Genomic DNA, 17,981 nt, shown 5'->3' with positions numbered 1-17,981 from the left:
ATAACTCCCGTGCCCGAGTGCCGCCCCCCTCTTCACACGAGCCACACATGGCATGCAAAGATGCGCTACCCCGGCATCCAGCCGCCGGGGCAAGAGGGGAAGCATCAGTGAAGTCAAGGAAATTGAGCCGTACGCGGCGCCGCGCCGCGATACTCGGAGCGGCCGCCACCTCCGTCGTCGCAGGAGTGGCCCTGCTGCCCAACTGGAGCGCCGGCGCAGCGGTCGTCGACGACCCCAAGGTGGACGCCGGGACCAAGGCCACCTTCCAGCGCCTCGCCGACGCGGTCTTCACCGACCGCACCGAAGCCCTGGTCGACGGCAAGCGGGACAAGCGCGGAAAGCCGCTGACCGACGGCTTCTCCGGTGACGTCAAGCTGTCGTCGAAGCAGAACCGCGCCGAGGACGCCGCGCTGTCCTCGCTGGACCAGCGCAAGGAGCGGCTCGCCCAGCTCGGCGAGAAGTACAGCAAGGGCAGCACCACCGTCACCCTGGACGCCACGAACGTGAAGGGCCGCAAGGCCAAGGTCGCGGTCACCGAGACCACGACCCTCACCTACGAGAAGGTCCGCGGCGACGAGCCGAAGGCCACCGGGTTCCAGGCCCACCACGAGCTGACGTTCACCGCCGACCGGCACGGCGACTGGCAGCTCACCGGCATCCGCGACACCGACGAGGGCCTCGCGGTGAACCAGACCGCCAAGCCGTCCGTCGCACCCATGGTGGCCACCACCACCAGCACCACGCCGTCGGCCCCCAAGGCGTCGACCTCGTACCCCGGCCCGGCGAACGCGAAGAACTTCACCGCCAGCGGCCTCGACTACAACGCCATGGCCGCCTACGCCAAGCAGTACTGGTCGAACTACAACCCCGCCTACCCCAACTTCAACGGGCACGGCGCGGGCGGCGACTGCACCAACTTCGTCAGCCAGGCACTGAAGGCGGGCGGCTGGAAGCACGTCCCCGGCTACGTGTACGACTACACGCGGTGGTTCGGCAACGCCGACATCCAGTCCGACTCCTTCGTCGGAGTCAACGAGTGGTCCTGGTTCGCCCAGAACTCCAAGCGGACGACCCCCCTCGCCAACGTCTACCAGCTGGACGTCGGCGACGTCCTCCAGGTCGACTTCGACAAGGACGGCTCCAAGGACCACACCATGATCGTCACGTCCCGCAGCCGGGGCGTGCCGTACGTGACGTACCACTCCACCAACACCTACAGCAGGTCGGTGGCGAGCATCATCGCGTCGTACCCGACCGCCGCGTACTACGCCTACCGCACCTGACGGGTGCGGCACCCGGTCAGGTCCCCGGCGGGTCCTGACCGGGCCGGGGGGCCTCCCCGAACGCCTCACGGGCCGCCTCCCGGGACGTGATCCGGGGCGCCTCGGGGTGCTCCGCCGGGAACTGCTCCCGCCGCTCCCGATCGCGGTCCCGGTCCTTTGCCAGGTCGGGGTGGCGGGCCCGCCAGTACGGGTTGTCGTGCGGCAGGGCCGAACCGACCCTGCCGTACATCCCGAACACCAGCAGCAGGATGCCGATCACGAAGCTGAGCATGCAGTTCTGGATCTGGAACGCCAGGAAGTTGTAGTCCGTCTCCAGCAGCCCCATGTTCAGGAAGCCGCTGGCCACGAACAGCACGCCGAGGGTCATGTTCAGCGTGGAGGCGAAGTTCCCGCCGATCACCATGCCGACGAGGAGCAGCAGACCGACGGCGACCGACAGCCAGCTGAGCGCGCCGTTGGTGTTCAGACTCCAGACGGTGTCCCCGCCGGTGTCGAGGAAACCGATCCGGTCGATGATCCCGAAGATCCCGAAGACGATCAGTCCGACGCCCATCAGACCGGCGCCGATCCGGTAGACCCTGTTCAGACGGTGATCGACGGGCAGGTGGTCGTCCAGCCTGATCCGTTGCCGGGTCCCCGAGTGCGTGAGGTGGGTGGCCATCTCCGCCTCCCTCCGGAAAGCGCTGCGCGAGCCGAGTCCTACGCACCTCCAATATCCGCCCGACGCGCGCCGTCGGCAACGCCGGCGGCCGGGCGGGCCGCGCTCAGTGCCCGGCGCCGCGGTCCTCGCGGATCCGGTTCACCACGCCGGACACCGTGTGCCGGACGGCCTCCGTCTCCGTCAGGAAGTGCCAGTAGTCCGGGTGGCGGCCCTCCAGCGTGGCGATCGCCCGCTCCAGCCGGGCCACCGCCTCGTCCAGCGGCCGCGCGTCCCGAGGGTCCGGGGTGTTGCGCCCGGCCATCGCCAGCCGCTGCGCGTCCCGGATCGCGAAGCGGGTCCGCTCGATCTCCTGCCGCGGGTCCTTCTGCACGGCGTTCAGCCTGGCCAGCCGGTCACCGGCGGCCGAGACGGCCTCGTCGGTGGAGTTCAGCAGGGCGCGCGCCGTCGACAGCAGCGCGGTGGCGTCCGGCCAGCGCTGGGCGTCCCGCGCGGTCTGCGCCTCGGCGAGCTTCGCCTCCGCCTGCCGGACGTGCTCCACGGACTGGTCGGGGACGTGCTGGAGGTCCTGCCAGCAGGCCGCCGTGAAACGCCGGCGCAGCTCGCTCAGGATCGGCTCGACCTGCCCCGCCCGGGTGGTCAGCGCCTGCGCGCGCGTCCGCAGGGACACCAGCCGGTGGTCGATCTCGGCGGCCTTCTCCGGCAGCCGCTCGGCCTCCGCCCGGACCGCCCCGGCCTCGCGGGAGACCCGCTCGGCGCGCTCCAGGGTGCCCGGCACGCCGTGCTGCCCCGCGCCCTGGTTCAGCTTGGTCAGCTCCGGAGCGAGCGCGGCCAGCCGGGCGGCGAGGTCGTCCGCCCGCAGTCCCGTCCTGCGGACGGCGTCCAGCGCGTTCGACGCGGCCAGCAGGCTCTGGCGGGCCCGCTCCACGGCGGGCGCCAGCCGGGCCAGCTGGGTCTCCGCCGTGCCCAGCAGCGGCCCGAGCCCGTCGGTGAAACGGTCCAGCTCGCCCTTGACGCGGTCCAGTTCGTCCTTCGCGCGGGCCAGCTCGGCGCGCGCCCGCGTCGCGGTGGCGGCCTCCAGGTCGTCCCGGTCCAGGTCGTGGGCGTCGACGGCCTGGATGTACTGGTGGCTCGCCTCGTCGATGCGCCGGCCGAGGGCCTCGAAGTCGGCCACCGCGCGCCGGGCGGCCGGCGAGGCGTCGACCGCCGTGATCGTCTCGATCGAGATCCGCAGGTCCCGCTGCGCGGTGTCCAGTTCGTAGAACGAGGCCGCCGCGGCGTCCTTCGCGGCCTGGGCCTCCGCCCGCTGGCCCTCCGCCCGTCCGCCGAACCAGCGGCGGGTGCCGCCCCCGGCGAACGCGGCGGGCAGCAGGAGGACGGCGACGAGGGGAAGGGCGGCGAGCGCGAGGGCGTCGCCGAGCGCCCGCGGACGCGCGTGCGGCACCGACGGCGAGTACGGCTGCGCTGGTGTCGCCGTCACATCCCTCTCCCGTGCTGTGATCCGCCCCTGCCCGGTGTCATTCTCCCACCGGTTGATGACGAACACACGGGCCGGTCGGTTCACTTTCCGCGCGGTGACCTTCCCGTCGCCGGTGCCGAACCCCACCCGCTCCGGTGCGGCCGCCGGGTCGAGGCGCACCGGACCGCCCCGCGCGTGCGCGCCGATCCGGCGCGAGAAGACCCGCGCCCGCGTCCTTCGCCGTCGATACGGGTTTGCGGGGCACGGCCCCGGGCGATGTAGGCTGTCGACTCGTCCCGGGTGCGTAGCTCAGGGGTAGAGCGCCTGCCTTACAAGCAGGATGTCGGCGGTTCGAAACCGTCCGCGCCCACCAGGCAGTACGAGAGGGTCCCCGGGATTTCCCGGGGACCCTCTCGCATGTCACGGGCGCGCGCCGCGTCCCGTCCGGTCAGGGCCTGTCCGGCTAGGCCTCCTCGTCGGGCGGCGCATCGTGGGCGTGCTTGAGGCGCATGCGGGCCTCCACGCGCTCGGTGGCGGCCACCTCCGCCCAGAAGCGGTGGCCGGACACGAACACGGCCAGCTCGTGTTCGCGCCGGCGGAGCTTCTCCACCTCGGCCTGCTCGTCGGCCGTCCAGCCGGGGGAGGCGGGGCGCTCCACCTTGCGCCAGCCGCCGTCGTCGCTGAAGCCGTCCAGCGGCTCGACCGACCAGGGCAGCCGCTTCAGCAGGGCCGACAGCTCGGTGCGGACCTGATGCAGCTCCTCCTGACCGGCGCGCAGGTCGCTGGGAAAGTCATAGGTCGTAGCCACACGGCAATGGTACGCCTGTTCGATTTTGAGTCGCGAGTTTCCCAGGGGGGTTCATTCGTTCGAATGAACGAAGGGGCGGTGTCGGCCCCCTGTCCTACGGTGACGGCATGGACGTCACCGGTGTGCGGCAGGCACGGCAAGTGCGGTTGGTGCCTTGGGCGGAGGGCGACCTCTGGCTGCTGGAGCGGAACAACAGCCCGGAGATGACCGGTCATCTGGGCGGTCCCGAGCCGGCGGCGCGACTGATCGACCGTCACCGGCGTTACCTGGAGCTGGACTCGGGACGGATGTACCGGGTCGTGCTGGCCGGGAGCGGCGAGACCGTCGGGTCGATCGGCTACTGGGAGCGGCCCTGGCAGGGGGAGCCGGTCTGGGAGACGGGGTGGGGAGTGCTGCCCGAGTTCCAGGGCCGGGGACTGGCCGCGCGGGCGGCCCGCGCGGTCGTCGAGGTCGTCCGGCAGGGCGCGCGGGACACCGGCGGACCCCGGACCCTGCGCGCCTTCCCGGCCATGGACCATCCCGCCTCCAACGGGGTGTGCCGCAGAGCGGGGTTCACCCTGCTCGGCCGGTTCGACTTCGAGTACCCGAAGGGGCACTGGATGACGTCCGACGACTGGTGCGTCGGCCTCGGTCATTGACTTCCGCTCCCCGGCCTAAAGGCCGGGAATTCCTACCACGGTCGGCTGACCGTCTCGGTGGGTTCCTGCTTCACCGCGCTGGGCCGGTACGGGTACCGGTCTTACCTGCGCTCCACAGGCCGACACCGCCAGTCCGGCGGCCATGGCGACGTTGACCGCCGCGTTGATGTCCCGGTCGAGGACGGCCCCGCAAGCCTCGCATTCCCATACGCGGATGTGGAGGGGCTTGGGGCCGTCCTTGACGCCGCAGACCGAGCAGACCTGAGAGGTGGGCTCGAACCGTCCGATGCGGTGGAAGCCGCGGCCGAACTTCGCGGCCTTGTACTCCAGCATCGCCACGAACGCGGACCATCCCGCGTCGTGCACGGACTTGGCCAGGCGCGTACGGGCGAGTCCCTTCACCGCCAGGTCCTCCACTGCGACCGCTTGGTTGTCGCGGATCAGCCGGGTGGAGAGCTGGTGGTGGAACTCGCGCCGTGCGTCGGCCACCTGCGCGTGAGCGCGGGCGACCTTGATGCGGGACTTGTCCCGGTTGTTGCTCCCCTTCGCCTTGCGGCTCAGGTTCCGCTGTGCGCGCTTGAGCTTCCTCTCGGCCCGGCGCAGGAAGCGAGGAGCGTCGATCTTCGTGCCGTCGGACAGGACCGCGAAGTGCCCCAGCCCCAGGTCGATTCCGGCAACGGATTCCACGTCGGGCAGCGCCTCGGGGTCGGTCTCCACGACGAAGGACGCGAAGTACCTCCCGGCCGCGTCCTTGATCACTGTCACCGTGGACGGCACGGAGGGGAGGTTGCGGGACCACTTCACCCGCACGTCCCCGATCTTCGGCAGGGACAGGTCCCCGCCGGTGGTGATCTTCCAGCGGGCGTTGGCGGTGAACCGTAGGGCCTGCCGGTTACCCTTGCGGCTCTTGAAGCGGGGCGCTCCCATGCGCGGGCGCTTGCCCTTGAGGCTGTCGAAGAAGTTCCGGTATGCGGCATCCAGGTCCCGGAGGGACTGTTGGAGGACCACGGCGGACACCTCGCCGAGCCACGCGCGCTCTTCGGTGAGCTTGGCCTCGGTGATCAGCAGCTTGGACAGGTCCCCGGTCTTCGGGAACGCCTCGCCTGCGGCGCGGGCGGTCTCACGGGCGCGAAGCGCATCGTTGTAGACCACCCGCGCACACCCGAACGCCCGGGCCAGCGCTACGCGCTGGGGACCGTTCGGGTACAGGCGGAAGCTGTACCTCAACTGCATGCCAATTACCCTACTAAAATTGGTTTATGGCCGACTATCAGAACATTCGTACTGGTCGGCACTGTGCTTTTGCTCTTCATGCACATTAGGTTTTTGTGACGAAGTACCGGCACAAGGTCTTCGAGGACGCCCACCTGAGGCGCATGGAGGAGATCATGCGGGCCGTCTGCGCGGACTTCGCATGCGAGCTGGTCGAGTTCAACGGGGAGAACAACCACGTCCACCCGCTCGTGAACTTCCCGCCGAAGGTTGCCCCGTCCAAGCTGGTCAACAGTCTCAAGGGCGTCAGTTCCCGCAGGCTCTGCCAGGAGTATCCGGAACTGCTCCAGCACCACTGGCGGCCACAGCGGCTGTGGTCCGGCTCCTACTTCGCCGGGTCAGTCGGCGGGGCTCCACTGTCGATCGTGAAGCAGTACATCGAGCAGCAGAACCGGCCGGTCTGATCCTCCGCTGCGCCTGAGACTCTCCGTGCAGATCCGCGCACACGGCGAAGGCCAGAGCAGTTCTCAGAATCGCTTCACCACCGGGCTGAAGCCCGGTGCACTGCGATTAGATCCGGTAGCCCGCTTCCCGCAACTCCCGCACCAGGCGGGCCGCCACCGGCACCGGCACCCCGTGCCGCTCGGCCGCGCGGAGCAACGCCCCGCCGATCGCCTCCAGTTCCAGCGGGCGGCCGGCCTCCGCGTCGCGCTGCATGGACGACCTGGTGGCCGGCGGGAAGGCGTCGTAGCGGGCGAGCGCCGCCGCCGGGTCGGCGGGCGCGCCGCAGGCGCGGCTCACCGCGGCCGTCTCCGCGACCAGGGCGGTCAGGTCCTCGCGGTGGCGTGTCCTGACCTCTCCGAGGGGCAGCGCGTGACGGGTCGTGAGAAGGGCGAAGGGGGCGAGGAACGCCATCTTCGCCCACAGCGCGGCCGACTCGCCCGGCAGGACCCGGGTCGTCGGGCCGGCCTCCGTCAGCGCCCGCGCGAGGCCGTCGAGGCGTGGGCGGGGGACCCGGTCACCGGCGAGGTCGATCTCCGCGAAGGGGCTGGCGTGCTCGATCACGCCCGCGGCGACGCGCGTGGACTCGACGCGGACGACGGCCGGGGCGACGGAGTCCGGACCGTAGCGGGCGCGCAGGAGCGCCGGGTGCTCGACGCCGTTCAGGAACGGCACGAGAAGGGCGTCGCCGACGGCCGCGGCCGGGACGCGTGCCAGCGCCGCGTCGAGGGCGGTGTGCTTGACGGTGATCAGGACGGCGTCGACGGGGGCGCCGAGTTCGGTGGCCGCCGCGACGGGTGCGGTGAAGTCGCCGAACCGCGCGCTGCGCACGTGCACGCCGTGGGTGCGCAGACGGGTGGCCGTGTCCTCGCCGGACAGGCAGATCACGCGGTGGCCGGCGCGCGACAGGAGACCGGCGAGGAGACCGCCGATGCCGCCGGGGCCGAGGACCGCCAGAGTGAGCTTGTTCGTCATGGTGCCGCTGTTCCTCTCGTCGGTCGGCCCCGGATCCGGTGGCCGCCTCGGAGGTGATCATGGCAGGGCCCGGAAGGCGGGGAAAGGGGGAAAGGGGCGACGGACCGGGCCGGGCGGGGTGAGACTGGGGGCATGTGCCGGAGTATCAAGACCCTTCGTCCGCCCGCGCTGCCCGAGGAGGCCACGGAGGACGAGATCCGGGCCGCCGCCCTCCAGTACGTGCGGAAGGTGTCCGGCTTCCGGGCGCCGGCCGCGCACAACCGGGAGGTGTTCGAGCGGGCGGTGGAGGCCGTGGCCGAAGCCACGGCGGAACTGCTGGCCGGACTGGAGGTGCGCGGAGCCGCACCACGCGCGGCCGCGCCGGGCGGGGGCTGACCTGGAGGCCCGGCTGCGCCGGGGCCACGGCGGCCCCGCGGCCGGGCCGGGCGGCGGCCGTGCGGCCCGGCCTGCCGGGTGCCTCACGTGCCCCGGCGGCTACGCCGGCGGCCGGCGCATCAGGTAGGCCGCTCCCGAGCCCGCGGCGAACAGGGCCAGGAAGGACACCCCCGCCGCCAGCCAGGTCGCCCCGAGCCAGTGCGCGCCGAAGTAGCCGAGGGCGACGCTGTACGCGGCCCAGGAGAGGCCGGCCAGGGCGGACCAGGGCAGGAAGTCGCGGACGCGGCGCTGCGCGGCGCCCGCGATGAGCGAGACGACGGACCGGCCGGCCGGTGCGAACCTGGCCAGCACGACGAGCGCGCCGCCGCCTTCGGCGAGGGCCCGCCCGAGACGTTCCTGCGCGGTGGTCAGCCGCCGGGAACGGGAGATCGCGCGGTCCAGCCGTGCCCCGCCGCGCCGGGCGAGGCGGTAGGCGGCCAGATCGCCGAGGACGGAGGCGGTCGCCGCGGAGAGGATCAGCGCGAGGATGTCGGGCACCTCGTGCGGCAGCCGGCCGGTCGCCGCCCCCGATCCCGCGGCCGCGGCCGTCGCCGCGGTGATGACGAGCACGCCGCTCGGCAGCACCGGCAGGAACACGTCAAGGAGGACCGACAGGGCCACCAACGCGTAGATCCATGGGGCGCCGATCAACGCCCCCACACTCTCGAACACCGCGAAACTCCCCGTCGTCTCCCCCGTGCGGCCGAACCGTGCCGCTGTGTCGCGGGGGAGCGGCAGGTGCGGCCAATGACAGCCATACAGCGTACGCCCGAGGTGTGACAGGAGCTTCACGGGGGGCTCGTGTGTTCACCACGGAGTGTTCACACGAGTGCGGTCCGTCCACGCCTCGGGCGCGCCCTCCGCGACCGCGGAGAGCGCACCCGACGAGGCCGGGGGCCGCGCGAGGTCAGGCGGCGACGGTGGCCTGCTCGGTGGCCGGCTCCCGGTCCGACGCCGTACGCCGGGTGAACAGCCGGTCCACGCCGAGTGCGCCGGAGCCGGTGAACACCAGGAGCAGGAAGGCCCAGCAGAACATGGCGGAGGCCTCGCCGCCGTTCTCTATCGGCCACAGCGCCGCCGACTGGTGGACGTCGAAGTACGCGTACGCCATCGAGCCCGAGGCGAGGAAGGCGGCGGCCCGGGTGCCGAGGCCGAGCAGCACCAGGCTGCCGCAGACCAGCTGGATCACGGCCGCGTACCAGCCGGGCCAGGTGCCGGCGTCGATCGTGCCGCCGTCGCTGCCGGCCGCTCCGCCGAGGACGCCGAAGAGCGAGGCGGCGCCGTGGCAGGCGAAGAGCAGACCGACGACGATGCGGAACAGGCCGATCGCGTACGGCTGTGCGCTGTCGAGACGAGCGGACATGTGGGGAGTACTCCTTCGGTGTCGGACGTGCGGCATGCCGTGGGGTGGGCAGGCCGCGTGGGGACGGCGGTACCGAACGAGTGACCCACGCTAGGTGGACTCCAGTGATGCTTGCAAGTTCAACATTTGGCCATGGCTTGGATCCTGCCGGTGGCGCCGGAAACGGCACCACCGGCAGGGCGGCGGCCGGACGCCCCCTACCGGGAGGTCAGTTCGGACTCCGTGACGAGGGCGAGCCCGTCGCCCTCGCGGGCCTGTTCCAGCCGCAGCCGGGCCGAGCGTCCGCGCAGCGTCAGCGTCATCAGCTGGTTGCCGAACCAGGGGCCGCCGGTCCTGCGCCAGTCCACGGGCGGCCGCGGCGAGCGCCCGTGCCGCCGGAAACGGCGCCCCAGGGCGCGGGCCGGGGCGCTCCAGCCGAAGCGGAAACCCACCCTCATCGACCGGGGGATGGAGTTGTGGACCGGGGAGCAGGTGAGTTGCAGCACCCGCGCGTCGGGCGCGTCGCCGGGCCAGCGGGTCTCGGCCACGTAGGCGTGGTGCACGTCCCCGGACAGCACGAGCACGCTCGCCGGTGCCTGCGGTCCCGTCCCCACCTCGGCCAGCAGCGCGGTCAGGGTGGCGAAGGAATCCGGGAACGCCGCCCAGTGCTCCAGGTCCGCCGCCCGCCGCACCTTCTCCCCGAACCGCGCCCAGCGCGGCCCGCGTTCACCCCGGCACAGGGCCGCGTTCCACGCCTCCGCGTCGTGCACCAGGTGCGGCAGCAGCCAGGGCAGCGAGGTGCCGACCAGGAGATGGTCGTACGACCCCGGCGCGTCCAGGGCCTGTTCGCGCACCCAGGCGGCCTCGCCCGGGTCGAGCATCGAGCGCTCGTCCTCCTTCAGGACCCGGGCGGCCCGTGAGTCCACCATCAGCAGCCGCACCCTCCCGAAGTCGCGCCGGTAGCTCCAGCGCACCGAGGCGGGTTCACCGTCGGCCCGGCGGGCGAAGTCGCGCACGAGGTCGGTGGCGTCGGAGGCGTCCCGCACGGCCGCGTAGAGCGGGTCGGCGGCCAGGGCGGCGGGGGAGAGGTTCCCGAGGTGCTGGTACACCCAGTACGACATCAGGCCGCTCAGGATCCGCTCGCGCCACCAGTCGGTGGCCCGCATGTCGGCCACCCACGCGGCGGAGGTGTTCCAGTCGTCGATGACGTCGTGGTCGTCGAAGATCATGCAACTGGGCACGGTGGACAGCAGCCAGCGGACCTCGGGGTCGCGCCAGGACTCGTCGTACAGCCAGGTGTACTCCTCGTAGTCGGCGACCTGGCCGCCCGGCGGCTCGTCCGGGTCGCGGCGGGCCGCGATGTGCTTCCTGGTGGCGTCCGAGGTCTCGTCGGCGTACACCTGGTCGCCGAGCAGCAGCAGGACGTCGGGCCGCTCGCCCTCCGGGTCGGCGGCGATCCGCTCGGCCAGGCTGTCCAGGGCGTCGGGCCCCACCGGGTCGTGCTCGTCCGCCGGGGGCGCCGCCCACCGGCAGGACCCGAAGGCCACCGTCACGTCCGCGTCGCCGGCCGGGGTGCGGATGGCCGAGGGCGGGAAGCGCGAGTCGGGGAGCGGCCACACGCGCGTGCCGTCGAGGAACACCTCGTACGGCGTGGTCGTGCCCGGCGTGAGGCCGGTGACCGGGATCAGGGCGTAGTGGTGGCCCGCCACCTGGAAGGTGCGGGTCGTGCCGCCGGAGCCGTCCGCGCACCGCACCTCGGCGGAGCACGCGCGGCCCGCCTCGATCCAGACCGTCGCGGACGAACCGTCGGCGTATCTCAGCAGGGGTCCCAGCCGCAGTTCGGCCACGTGATCGCCTCCTCCGTCGTCCCGTACGGTACGGAACGACGGAGGCGGACGGGGAGATTTCCGCACGGATTTCCGGATCAGCAGCTCGCGAGGTAGCTGGTGAGGGCGCTCTTCTCGGCGGAGTCCACGGAGAGTCCGTAGTAGTACTTCACCTGGACCCAGGCGCGGACGTACGTGCAGCGGTAGGCCGTGCGCGAGGGCATCCAGGTGGCGGGGTCCTGGTCGCCCTTGGCCTGGTTGACGTTGTCGGTGACCGCGATGAGCTGCGGGCGGGTGAGGTCGTTGGCGAAGGCCTGGCGGCGGGCGGTGGTCCAGCCGTCGGCGCCGGAGTCCCAGGCCTCGGCGAGCGGCACCAGGTGGTCGATGTCGAGGTCGGAGGCGGCGGTCCAGGTGGCGCCGTCGTACACGGAGTACCAGCTGCCGCTGGTGGCGGCGCAGGCGGAGTCCTGGACGACGTTCGTGCCGTCGCGCTTGAGGACGACCTCGCGGGTGTTGCAGGTGCCGGACTGGGTGATCCAGTGCGGGAAGAGATCGCGGTCGTAGCCGGTGCGGTCCTCCGTCGCCACGGTGAGGGAGGCGAGGTAGGTGCGGGCGGTGGCGGCGCTGACCGGGGTGGGGAGGGCGGCGGAGGCGCTCGGGGAGTTGAACAGGGCGACGGAGGCTATCAGTCCGGAGAGCGCCGCGAGTATGCTGACTCGTCGACGCGCGTAGACCTTGGGCGTGCGTGACATGCGAACTCCCTTGAGGGGTGGGGGTGTTGCGGTGCGAGCGAGGGAATGCTCGCGGGGCCGCGTTGCGGGGAGGTGTGCGCGCGGTAAGAAGCTAATGACGTGTGCATGACACGACAAGGGGTGTGGCGGGACTTTCGGTCCGGCGGGCCGGCCCCGGCGGGCCGGTGCGAGGGTCACGTACTATGGACGGCGCAGAAGGGGAGTAGCTCTTCGCCGGACCGTCGACATACTGCTCAGCTCGTCTGAGCCGGCGCCCGGAGGCGGACCGTTCCGCGGTCGGCCAGCGAGACCTTCGGCAAGCAGTGCACCTCCGTGCCGTACGGCACGGACCAGACGTGTGCTGCCGTGCCGAGGCGTCCTGCGCGAAGGAAGCAGCACTCTCGGCGGGGCGGCCCCCGACCGATTGAGGACCCTTGATCAGCCTGACCGTGACGGCGCTCGTCTTCGGCGTCGTCTTCCTCGCCGAACTGCCGGACAAGACCGCCCTCGCCGGCCTCGTCCTCGGCACCCGCTACCGCGCCTCGTACGTCTTCGCCGGTGTCGCCGCGGCCTTCGTGCTGCACGTCACGCTCGCCGTCGCGGCCGGCAGCGTGCTGACCCTGCTGCCGCAGCAGATCCTGCACGTGCTCACCGGCGTGCTGTTCCTGGGCGGCGCGGCCGTGCTGCTGAGGAACAAGCACGAGGACGACGAGGAGATCCGCAAGCCCGAGAACCAGTCCTTCTGGAAGGTCTCGGGGGCCGGCTTCATGCTCATCCTCGTCGCCGAGTTCGGCGACCTGACGCAGATCATGACGGCCAACCTCGCCGCCCGCTACGACGACCCGCTCTCCGTCGGTCTCGGCGCGGTGCTGGCGCTGTGGTCGGTGGCCGGACTCGGCATCGTCGGCGGAAAGGCCCTGATGAAGCGGGTGCCGCTGAAGCTGATCACGCGGATCGCGGCGGCGCTGATGCTGGGCCTCGGCGTGTGGAGCCTGTGGGAGGCGGCCACCGGCTGAGCCCCGCCCGGAGCTGAACGGACGGTGAACCTTCCCGGGGCGGCTGGCGCAACGGCCCGACTGTTTTGTACCGTGGGGAAACAAAGTGGCTCCCGTCCGTTCTCCCTGACCGGCGGGCGGGGCCGCCTTGTTCTCCGCGTGCCCGCGCACGTGCCCGTCCGCACTGGGAGTCGCCGATGCCGGCCGCCGTGTCCACCACCGTCCTGACCGCCCGCGCCCTCCTCCTCGACATGGACGGCACGCTCGTGAACTCCGACGCCGTCGTGGAACGCGTCTGGCGGCGCTGGGCCGAGCGGCACGGGCTGGACGGCGACGAGGTCATGAAGGTCGTCCACGGCCGTCAGGGGTACGCGTCGATGGCCGTCCTGCTGCCCCACCGCCCCATGGAGCAGAACCTCGCCGACAACGCCCGGATGCTCGCGGAGGAGACCGCCGACCTGGACGGCGTCGTCCCCGTCCCCGGCGCTCCCGGCTTCCTCGCCTCCCTGCGCGGCGTCCCGCACGCCCTGGTCACCTCGGCGGACGTCCCCCTGTCGACGGCCCGCATGGCCGCGGCGGGCCTGCCCCTCCCGGAGATCCGCGTCACCGCGGAATCGGTCGGCGCGAGCAAGCCGGACCCCGAGGGCTTCCTGAAGGGCGCGGCCGAGTTGGGCGTGGACCCGGCGGAGTGCGTGGTGTTCGAGGACTCCGGGGCGGGGATCGCGGCGGGGCGCGCCGCGGGCATGCGGGTGGTGGGGGTCGGGCCGCGGGCGGCCGCCCACCGGCCGGACGCGGTGGTGGAGGACCTGACGGGCGTGCGGGTGGAAGCGGCCGGGACCGGAGTGCGGATCCACCTGGGGTGAGGCGGGCGGGTCCCCCGGGGCGACGCGCTCCGTGCCGGAGGCGTGCCCTTCGGGGAGACCCTCGGCGGGGCCCCGCACGGGCCGACGCGGACACCTGGCGGTCGCGGCCCCGGCGACACCCGTACCGACGCTCGTGCGGGCGCCCGCACCGGCAGCGGTACCGATGCCCCCGTACCGATGCCCCCGTACCGATGCCCCCGCTGAAGCCGGCGCCGACGCCTCGCTGAAGCCGGCGCCTCGCTGAAGCCGGCAGCGGCGCCGGAGGCTGCGCGGCCCTGCCGGGCGGCCTGCCGCCGGACGGGCCTCAGGGCTCCTTCGTCTCCGACTCCAGCCGCGCCCGGGTCGTCGCCCCGTACGTGCCCAGTTCGTCACCCTGGACGCCCCGCGACCACTGGTAGTTGCGCAGGGCGTCCTCGACCCGGCTGCTGAACACGCCGTTCGCCTCGTCGTTGTAGAGGTACACCTGCCGCAGCCGCAGCTGGAGTTCGGTCACCTCCGGTCCCCGGTCCCCGCGGCGCAGGACGGTCACTTCGTCGCTGTCGCCGTCGGCCCCGTTCCCCGGGGCCAGGGACGGCGTGGCCCCGGTGGCCGACGGGCTCGGGCTCGGCTCGGTGGTGCGGGAGGGCGACGGGGAGGCGCTCGACTCCGTCGCGGAAGGGGACGCGCTCGCGCTCTCGGAGGGCGACGGCGAGGCGCTCGACGCCGAGGGGGACGCGGAGCGGCTCGCTGACGGCGACGCCGGGGGCGCGCTGGTCGAGGTGTCGGGGACGGCCGCCCGGACCCCCTCGGGGGCGGCCCGGTCCCGGACCGGCGGCTCGTAGGAGAACATCCCGCTCGCGAACCCGGCCGCGGCGATCACGGCGACGGCGGCACCGGCGGACGCGATCAGCAGCGCGCGGCGCCGGCGTCCGCGCGGGGCCCCCTCGTCGTACGGGCCGCCCCCGGCCTCCCCGCCCGCCTCGAACAGGCTCAGGTCGGTGTCGCTGGGCGCGGAGCCGGACGGCGCGAGCGGTGTCGGCACCGCGGCCGCGGCGGACGGGGGGACGGCCCGCAGGGGCATGGTCGCGTCGGACACGGCGGCCCCGTCGGAGGCGGCGGCCGCCGGCAACGGCATCGTCGCGTCGCCGGCCGCCGCCTCCCCGGACCCCGGGCCGGCGTCGGACCCGGCTCCGGCCCCGGTTCCCTGCCCGAGTTCCACGTACGGCCGTATCCGCAGGGGATCGAAGTCCTCCGCCGCCGCCGCTTCCGCCTCGCGGGTGTCGCGCAGGGCGTCGGAGGCCTGCCGGGCGCAGGCGCAGGACGGGGTGTTGTCCGCCGCCCGGAGCGCACCGCACCGCGGACACGGGTGCCCGTGCCCCTGCGGGTGCACCGGTTCCCCCGGTCGCCCCTGCCCGTCCTTCGGATCGTTCACCCGTTCGCCCCTCCCCATCCAAACTCCAAGGATTATGCAGATCCTCCACACAACCGGCTGCCCGCCACCCCCGGAACGGAAGGTTCCGGCGGGACTCGACAGGCCATAACGGGACACACCGATCACGATGGAAAGGTCCACGCGAGTTGCAGGAGGCATCCATGGCCTTGGACGCGCAGGCCCTGACGGGGGATCCCCGCCAGGAGCACGTGCCCGGGAACGTCCTCGTGTCGATCGGCGCGCTGCTGCTCGGCATGCTGCTCGCCGCCCTCGACCAGACGATCGTGTCGACGGCGCTGCCCACGATCGTCAGCGACCTGGGCGGCCTGGACCACCTCTCCTGGGTGGTCACGGCCTATCTGCTGGCATCGACCGCCGCGACCCCGCTGTGGGGCAAGCTGGGCGACCAGTACGGGCGCAAGACGCTGTTCCAGATCGCCATCGTGATCTTCCTGATCGGCTCGGCGCTGTGCGGGATGGCGCAGAACATGCCGCAGCTCATCGGCTTCCGCGCGCTTCAGGGCCTGGGCGGCGGCGGGCTGATGGTGCTGTCCATGGCGATCGTCGGCGACATCGTCCCGCCGCGTGAACGCGGCCGCTACCAGGGCCTGTTCGGTGCCGTCTTCGGCACGACCAGCGTCCTCGGCCCCCTCCTGGGCGGCCTCTTCACCGAGCATCTGAGCTGGCGCTGGGTCTTCTACGTCAACCTCCCGCTCGGTGTCGTCGCGCTCGGCGTCATCGCGGCCGTCCTGCACATCCCGCGCAGGTCGACGAAGCACGTCATCGACTACCTCGGCACCTTCCTCATCGCCTCGGTCGCCACCTCCCTGGTGCTGGTGGCCTCCCTGGGCGGCACCACCTGGGCCTGGGGTTCGCCGCAGATCGTCGGACTCGCGGTGCTGGGCGTGGTCCTGGCCGTCGCGTTCGTGGCCGTGGAACGCGGGGCCGCCGAACCCGTCCTGCCGCTCAAACTGTTCCGCATCCGCACCTTCACGCTGTCCGCGGTGATCAGCTTCATCGTCGGCTTCGCGATGTTCGGCGCGATGACCTACCTGCCGACCTTCCTCCAGGTCGTCCAGGGCGTCTCGCCCACCCTGTCCGGCGTGCACATGCTGCCGATGGTGGCCGGTCTGCTGCTGGCGTCGACGGCGTCGGGGCAGATCGTCAGCCGCACCGGCCGCTGGAAGGTGTTCCCGGTCACCGGCACCGCCGTGACGACCGTCGGCCTGCTCCTGCTGCACCAGCTCGACGAGCACAGCTCCACGGCCGAGATGAGCGCCTTCTTCTTCGTCTTCGGCCTGGGGCTCGGCCTGGTGATGCAGGTCCTGGTCCTCATCGTGCAGAACGCCGTCTCCTACGAGGACCTCGGCGTGGCCACCTCCGGCGCGACCTTCTTCCGCTCCATCGGGGCCTCCTTCGGCGTCGCCCTCTTCGGCACGGTCTTCACCCACCGCCTCGGCGACAAACTCGCGGACGCCTTCCGCGGCGTCGACCTCCCGCCCGGCGTGTCCCTCGACGCGCTGGAGGCCGACCCGCGCGTCATCGGCGACCTGCCGGCCGCACTGCGCCCACCGGTCCTGCACGCCTACGCCTCGTCCATCACGGACGTCTTCCTGTACGCCGCACCCGTCGCCGTCCTCGGCTTCGTCCTCGCCTGGTTCCTCAAGGAGGACCCGCTGCGCGCCTCGGTCACCGCGCCGGACGTCACCGAGACGCTGGCCAGCAACCCCGTCGAGCGCTCCTCGCACGACGAGGTCTGCCGGGCCCTGTCCGTCCTCGGCACCCGCGAGGGCCGCCGCGAGATCTACCGCACGATCACCGAACGGGCCGGCTACGACCTGCTGCCCGCCGCGAGCTGGATGCTGCTGCGGATGAAGCGCTACGGCAGCGTCGAGCCCGGCCGGCTCGCCGAACGCGGCCCCGTCCCGCTGCCCGTGATCCTGGAGGCCGCCCGGCAGATAGAGGAACGCCGGCTCGCCGTGCGCGAGGGCCTCGACCTGGTGCCGACCGACGAGGGCCGCGAGACCGCCGAACGCCTCTCGCGGGCCCGCGAGGAGTCGCTGGCCGAACTGCTCGGCGACTGGTGGGGCCCGGACCGCCCCACCGACCTGACGCAGCTGGTGGAGGAGCTGAACGACGAACTGTGCGGCTCCGCCCGCGAACAGCCGCACGGGGAACGCCCGGTGACCCGGTTCAGCTGAGGCGCCCGGCGCCGCCGGTGCCCGCGCCGCCGACGCTCTCGCCGTCGACGCTCTCGTCGGTCAGGTCCTTGACGAACCAGTGCTCGGCGTAGGGGTCGTCGTTGTGCGGGGCGCCCTCCCGGTAGCCGCACCGGGCGTACAGGGCGCGGGCCTCGACGAGGTCGCCGCGGGTGTCGAGGACCATCCGCCCGGCACCGAGCGCGCGGGCGGCCTCCTCGGCGGCCCCGACGAGCAGCGGCCCGCCGCCCCTGCCCCGCGCCCCCGGCCGCACGAACACCCGCGTCAGCTCCGCCGTCGCCGCGTCCAGCAGCCGTACGCCCGCGCTCCCGGCCGGCTCCCCGCCGTACCGGGCGACGAGCAGCCGTCCGCCCGGGGGCGCCAGGTCGGCGCCGGTGCGGGCGCCGATCTCCCGCTCCAGCTCGGCCGGATCGGTCCGCCGGCCCTCGTGCAGCAGGTACCAGCGGTCGCTGACCTCGGTGTAGTACTCCCGCCACAGCGCGGCGGCGACGGGGGAGTCCGCGGGTTCCGGGGCGACGGTCCAGGAGGTCATGCCGGTCATTCTCGGTGGCTCCCCCGCCGGGCGCGCAACCGGATGCGCGCGGCCGGGACGACCCGGTTCCCCCGCCCCTCCCGGCCGTCCGGCGCGCCCGGCACGACACGGATG

18 protein-coding genes and 1 tRNA gene are annotated in these 17,981 nt (G+C 72.7%); 8 read left to right on the top strand and 11 right to left on the bottom strand.

The genetic code is table 11. From position 1 onward, the window contains the following. Window positions 1–107: 107 nt before the first annotated feature. Entirely contained in the window at window positions 108–1,283 is a 1,176-nt protein-coding gene (locus ACH4N1_RS01555) for an amidase domain-containing protein (protein WP_398093703.1), read from the top strand. Between the two features lie 16 nt (window positions 1,284–1,299). Here the strand turns inward: ACH4N1_RS01555 and ACH4N1_RS01550 are convergent, their stop codons facing one another. Together ACH4N1_RS01550 and ACH4N1_RS01545 are read right to left on the bottom strand one after the other, a co-directional pair. Further along, window positions 1,300–1,944, bottom strand: coding sequence for a DUF4383 domain-containing protein (locus tag ACH4N1_RS01550; RefSeq protein WP_398093702.1), 645 nt, complete (start codon window positions 1,942–1,944; stop codon window positions 1,300–1,302). Window positions 1,945–2,047: 103 nt separating this feature from the next. Beyond that, window positions 2,048–3,421, bottom strand: coding sequence for a hypothetical protein (locus ACH4N1_RS01545; RefSeq protein ID WP_398093700.1), 1,374 nt, complete (start codon window positions 3,419–3,421; stop codon window positions 2,048–2,050). 277 nt (window positions 3,422–3,698) lie between these two features. Here ACH4N1_RS01545 and ACH4N1_RS01540 point away from each other — a divergent pair. Then, window positions 3,699–3,773: transfer RNA gene (locus tag ACH4N1_RS01540), tRNA-Val, on the top strand. A gap of 90 nt (window positions 3,774–3,863) precedes the next feature. Here ACH4N1_RS01540 and ACH4N1_RS01535 read toward each other — a convergent pair. After that, window positions 3,864–4,208: a hypothetical protein gene (locus tag ACH4N1_RS01535; protein WP_398093699.1), complete on the bottom strand. Its 345-nt coding sequence runs from the start codon at window positions 4,206–4,208 to the stop codon at window positions 3,864–3,866. A gap of 107 nt (window positions 4,209–4,315) precedes the next feature. On the opposite strand from ACH4N1_RS01535, the gene ACH4N1_RS01530 reads away from it, so the two are divergent. Beyond that, on the top strand, window positions 4,316–4,846 hold the full coding sequence (locus ACH4N1_RS01530; protein WP_398093698.1) for a GNAT family N-acetyltransferase: 531 nt from the start codon (window positions 4,316–4,318) through the stop codon (window positions 4,844–4,846). 15 nt (window positions 4,847–4,861) lie between these two features. On the opposite strand, the gene ACH4N1_RS01525 is transcribed toward ACH4N1_RS01530, so the two are convergent. Then, window positions 4,862–6,079, bottom strand: coding sequence for an RNA-guided endonuclease InsQ/TnpB family protein (locus ACH4N1_RS01525; protein ID WP_398093696.1), 1,218 nt, complete (start codon window positions 6,077–6,079; stop codon window positions 4,862–4,864). 95 nt (window positions 6,080–6,174) lie between these two features. Here ACH4N1_RS01525 and tnpA point away from each other — a divergent pair, with 95 nt between their 5' ends. Further along, complete coding sequence (gene tnpA / locus ACH4N1_RS01520; RefSeq protein WP_398093695.1) at window positions 6,175–6,522, top strand: IS200/IS605 family transposase; 348 nt, start codon at window positions 6,175–6,177, stop codon at window positions 6,520–6,522. A gap of 106 nt (window positions 6,523–6,628) precedes the next feature. Here tnpA and ACH4N1_RS01515 read toward each other — a convergent pair whose 3' ends face one another. After that, complete coding sequence (locus ACH4N1_RS01515; protein ID WP_398093694.1) at window positions 6,629–7,534, bottom strand: ketopantoate reductase family protein; 906 nt, start codon at window positions 7,532–7,534, stop codon at window positions 6,629–6,631. A gap of 132 nt (window positions 7,535–7,666) precedes the next feature. On the opposite strand from ACH4N1_RS01515, the gene ACH4N1_RS01510 reads away from it, so the two are divergent. Then, window positions 7,667–7,909, top strand: a complete 243-nt coding sequence (locus tag ACH4N1_RS01510) for a DUF2277 domain-containing protein (protein WP_398093692.1) — start codon at window positions 7,667–7,669, stop codon at window positions 7,907–7,909. Between the two features lie 99 nt (window positions 7,910–8,008). Here ACH4N1_RS01510 and ACH4N1_RS01505 read toward each other — a convergent pair whose 3' ends face one another. The 4 genes from ACH4N1_RS01505 to ACH4N1_RS01490 form a co-directional block, all read right to left on the bottom strand. Further along, window positions 8,009–8,620, bottom strand: coding sequence for a DedA family protein (locus ACH4N1_RS01505; RefSeq protein WP_382792717.1), 612 nt, complete (start codon window positions 8,618–8,620; stop codon window positions 8,009–8,011). 235 nt (window positions 8,621–8,855) lie between these two features. Continuing rightward, window positions 8,856–9,311 carry a DoxX family protein gene (locus tag ACH4N1_RS01500; RefSeq protein WP_398093691.1) on the bottom strand — a complete coding sequence of 152 codons (456 nt, stop codon included), beginning with the start codon at window positions 9,309–9,311 and terminating at the stop codon, window positions 8,856–8,858. 197 nt (window positions 9,312–9,508) lie between these two features. Further along, window positions 9,509–11,137 carry an alkaline phosphatase D family protein gene (locus ACH4N1_RS01495; RefSeq protein WP_398093690.1) on the bottom strand — a complete coding sequence of 543 codons (1,629 nt, stop codon included), beginning with the start codon at window positions 11,135–11,137 and terminating at the stop codon, window positions 9,509–9,511. Window positions 11,138–11,214: 77 nt separating this feature from the next. Then, the gene (locus ACH4N1_RS01490) at window positions 11,215–11,868 is read right to left on the bottom strand and encodes an HNH endonuclease family protein (protein ID WP_398093689.1); all 654 of its coding nucleotides are present in this window, start codon (window positions 11,866–11,868) and stop codon (window positions 11,215–11,217) included. 413 nt (window positions 11,869–12,281) lie between these two features. Here ACH4N1_RS01490 and ACH4N1_RS01485 point away from each other — a divergent pair, with 413 nt between their 5' ends. Both ACH4N1_RS01485 and ACH4N1_RS01480 read left to right on the top strand, forming a co-directional pair. Continuing rightward, window positions 12,282–12,863, top strand: a complete 582-nt coding sequence (locus tag ACH4N1_RS01485) for a TMEM165/GDT1 family protein (protein WP_398093687.1) — start codon at window positions 12,282–12,284, stop codon at window positions 12,861–12,863. A 176-nt stretch (window positions 12,864–13,039) separates the two neighbouring features. Continuing rightward, the gene (locus ACH4N1_RS01480; protein WP_398093686.1) at window positions 13,040–13,705 is read left to right on the top strand and encodes an HAD-IA family hydrolase; all 666 of its coding nucleotides are present in this window, start codon (window positions 13,040–13,042) and stop codon (window positions 13,703–13,705) included. 304 nt (window positions 13,706–14,009) lie between these two features. Here the strand turns inward: ACH4N1_RS01480 and ACH4N1_RS01475 are convergent, their stop codons facing one another. Beyond that, on the bottom strand, window positions 14,010–15,116 hold the full coding sequence (locus ACH4N1_RS01475) for a peptidoglycan-binding protein (protein ID WP_398093684.1): 1,107 nt from the start codon (window positions 15,114–15,116) through the stop codon (window positions 14,010–14,012). Window positions 15,117–15,277: 161 nt separating this feature from the next. Here ACH4N1_RS01475 and ACH4N1_RS01470 point away from each other — a divergent pair, with 161 nt between their 5' ends. Further along, a complete protein-coding gene (locus ACH4N1_RS01470; protein ID WP_398093683.1) occupies window positions 15,278–17,317 on the top strand; it encodes a DHA2 family efflux MFS transporter permease subunit in 2,040 nt (679 codons plus the stop codon). Here the strand turns inward: ACH4N1_RS01470 and ACH4N1_RS01465 are convergent. Next, entirely contained in the window at window positions 17,310–17,876 is a 567-nt protein-coding gene (locus ACH4N1_RS01465; protein ID WP_398093682.1) for a GNAT family N-acetyltransferase, read from the bottom strand. The two genes, ACH4N1_RS01470 and ACH4N1_RS01465, sit on opposite strands and share 8 nt — an antisense overlap. Between the last annotated feature and the right edge of the window lie 105 nt (window positions 17,877–17,981).

The organism is Streptomyces sp. NPDC017202, from assembly GCF_044331705.1.
Classification (GTDB): domain Bacteria; phylum Actinomycetota; class Actinomycetes; order Streptomycetales; family Streptomycetaceae; genus Streptomyces.
This window is presented reverse-complemented; position numbering and strand designations above follow the sequence as displayed.

Coding starts and splice junctions, on each gene's coding strand:
- ACH4N1_RS01465 (WP_398093682.1), bottom strand. CDS start 17,876: ATGACCGGCATGACCTCCTGGACCGTCGCCCCGGAACCCGCGGACTCC.
- ACH4N1_RS01515 (WP_398093694.1), bottom strand. CDS start 7,534: ATGACGAACAAGCTCACTCTGGCGGTCCTCGGCCCCGGCGGCATCGGC.
- ACH4N1_RS01510 (WP_398093692.1), top strand. CDS start 7,667: ATGTGCCGGAGTATCAAGACCCTTCGTCCGCCCGCGCTGCCCGAGGAG.
- ACH4N1_RS01470 (WP_398093683.1), top strand. CDS start 15,278: ATGGCCTTGGACGCGCAGGCCCTGACGGGGGATCCCCGCCAGGAGCAC.
- ACH4N1_RS01490 (WP_398093689.1), bottom strand. CDS start 11,868: ATGTCACGCACGCCCAAGGTCTACGCGCGTCGACGAGTCAGCATACTC.
- ACH4N1_RS01530 (WP_398093698.1), top strand. CDS start 4,316: ATGGACGTCACCGGTGTGCGGCAGGCACGGCAAGTGCGGTTGGTGCCT.
- ACH4N1_RS01550 (WP_398093702.1), bottom strand. CDS start 1,944: ATGGCCACCCACCTCACGCACTCGGGGACCCGGCAACGGATCAGGCTG.
- ACH4N1_RS01525 (WP_398093696.1), bottom strand. CDS start 6,079: ATGCAGTTGAGGTACAGCTTCCGCCTGTACCCGAACGGTCCCCAGCGC.
- ACH4N1_RS01500 (WP_398093691.1), bottom strand. CDS start 9,311: ATGTCCGCTCGTCTCGACAGCGCACAGCCGTACGCGATCGGCCTGTTC.
- ACH4N1_RS01480 (WP_398093686.1), top strand. CDS start 13,040: ATGCCGGCCGCCGTGTCCACCACCGTCCTGACCGCCCGCGCCCTCCTC.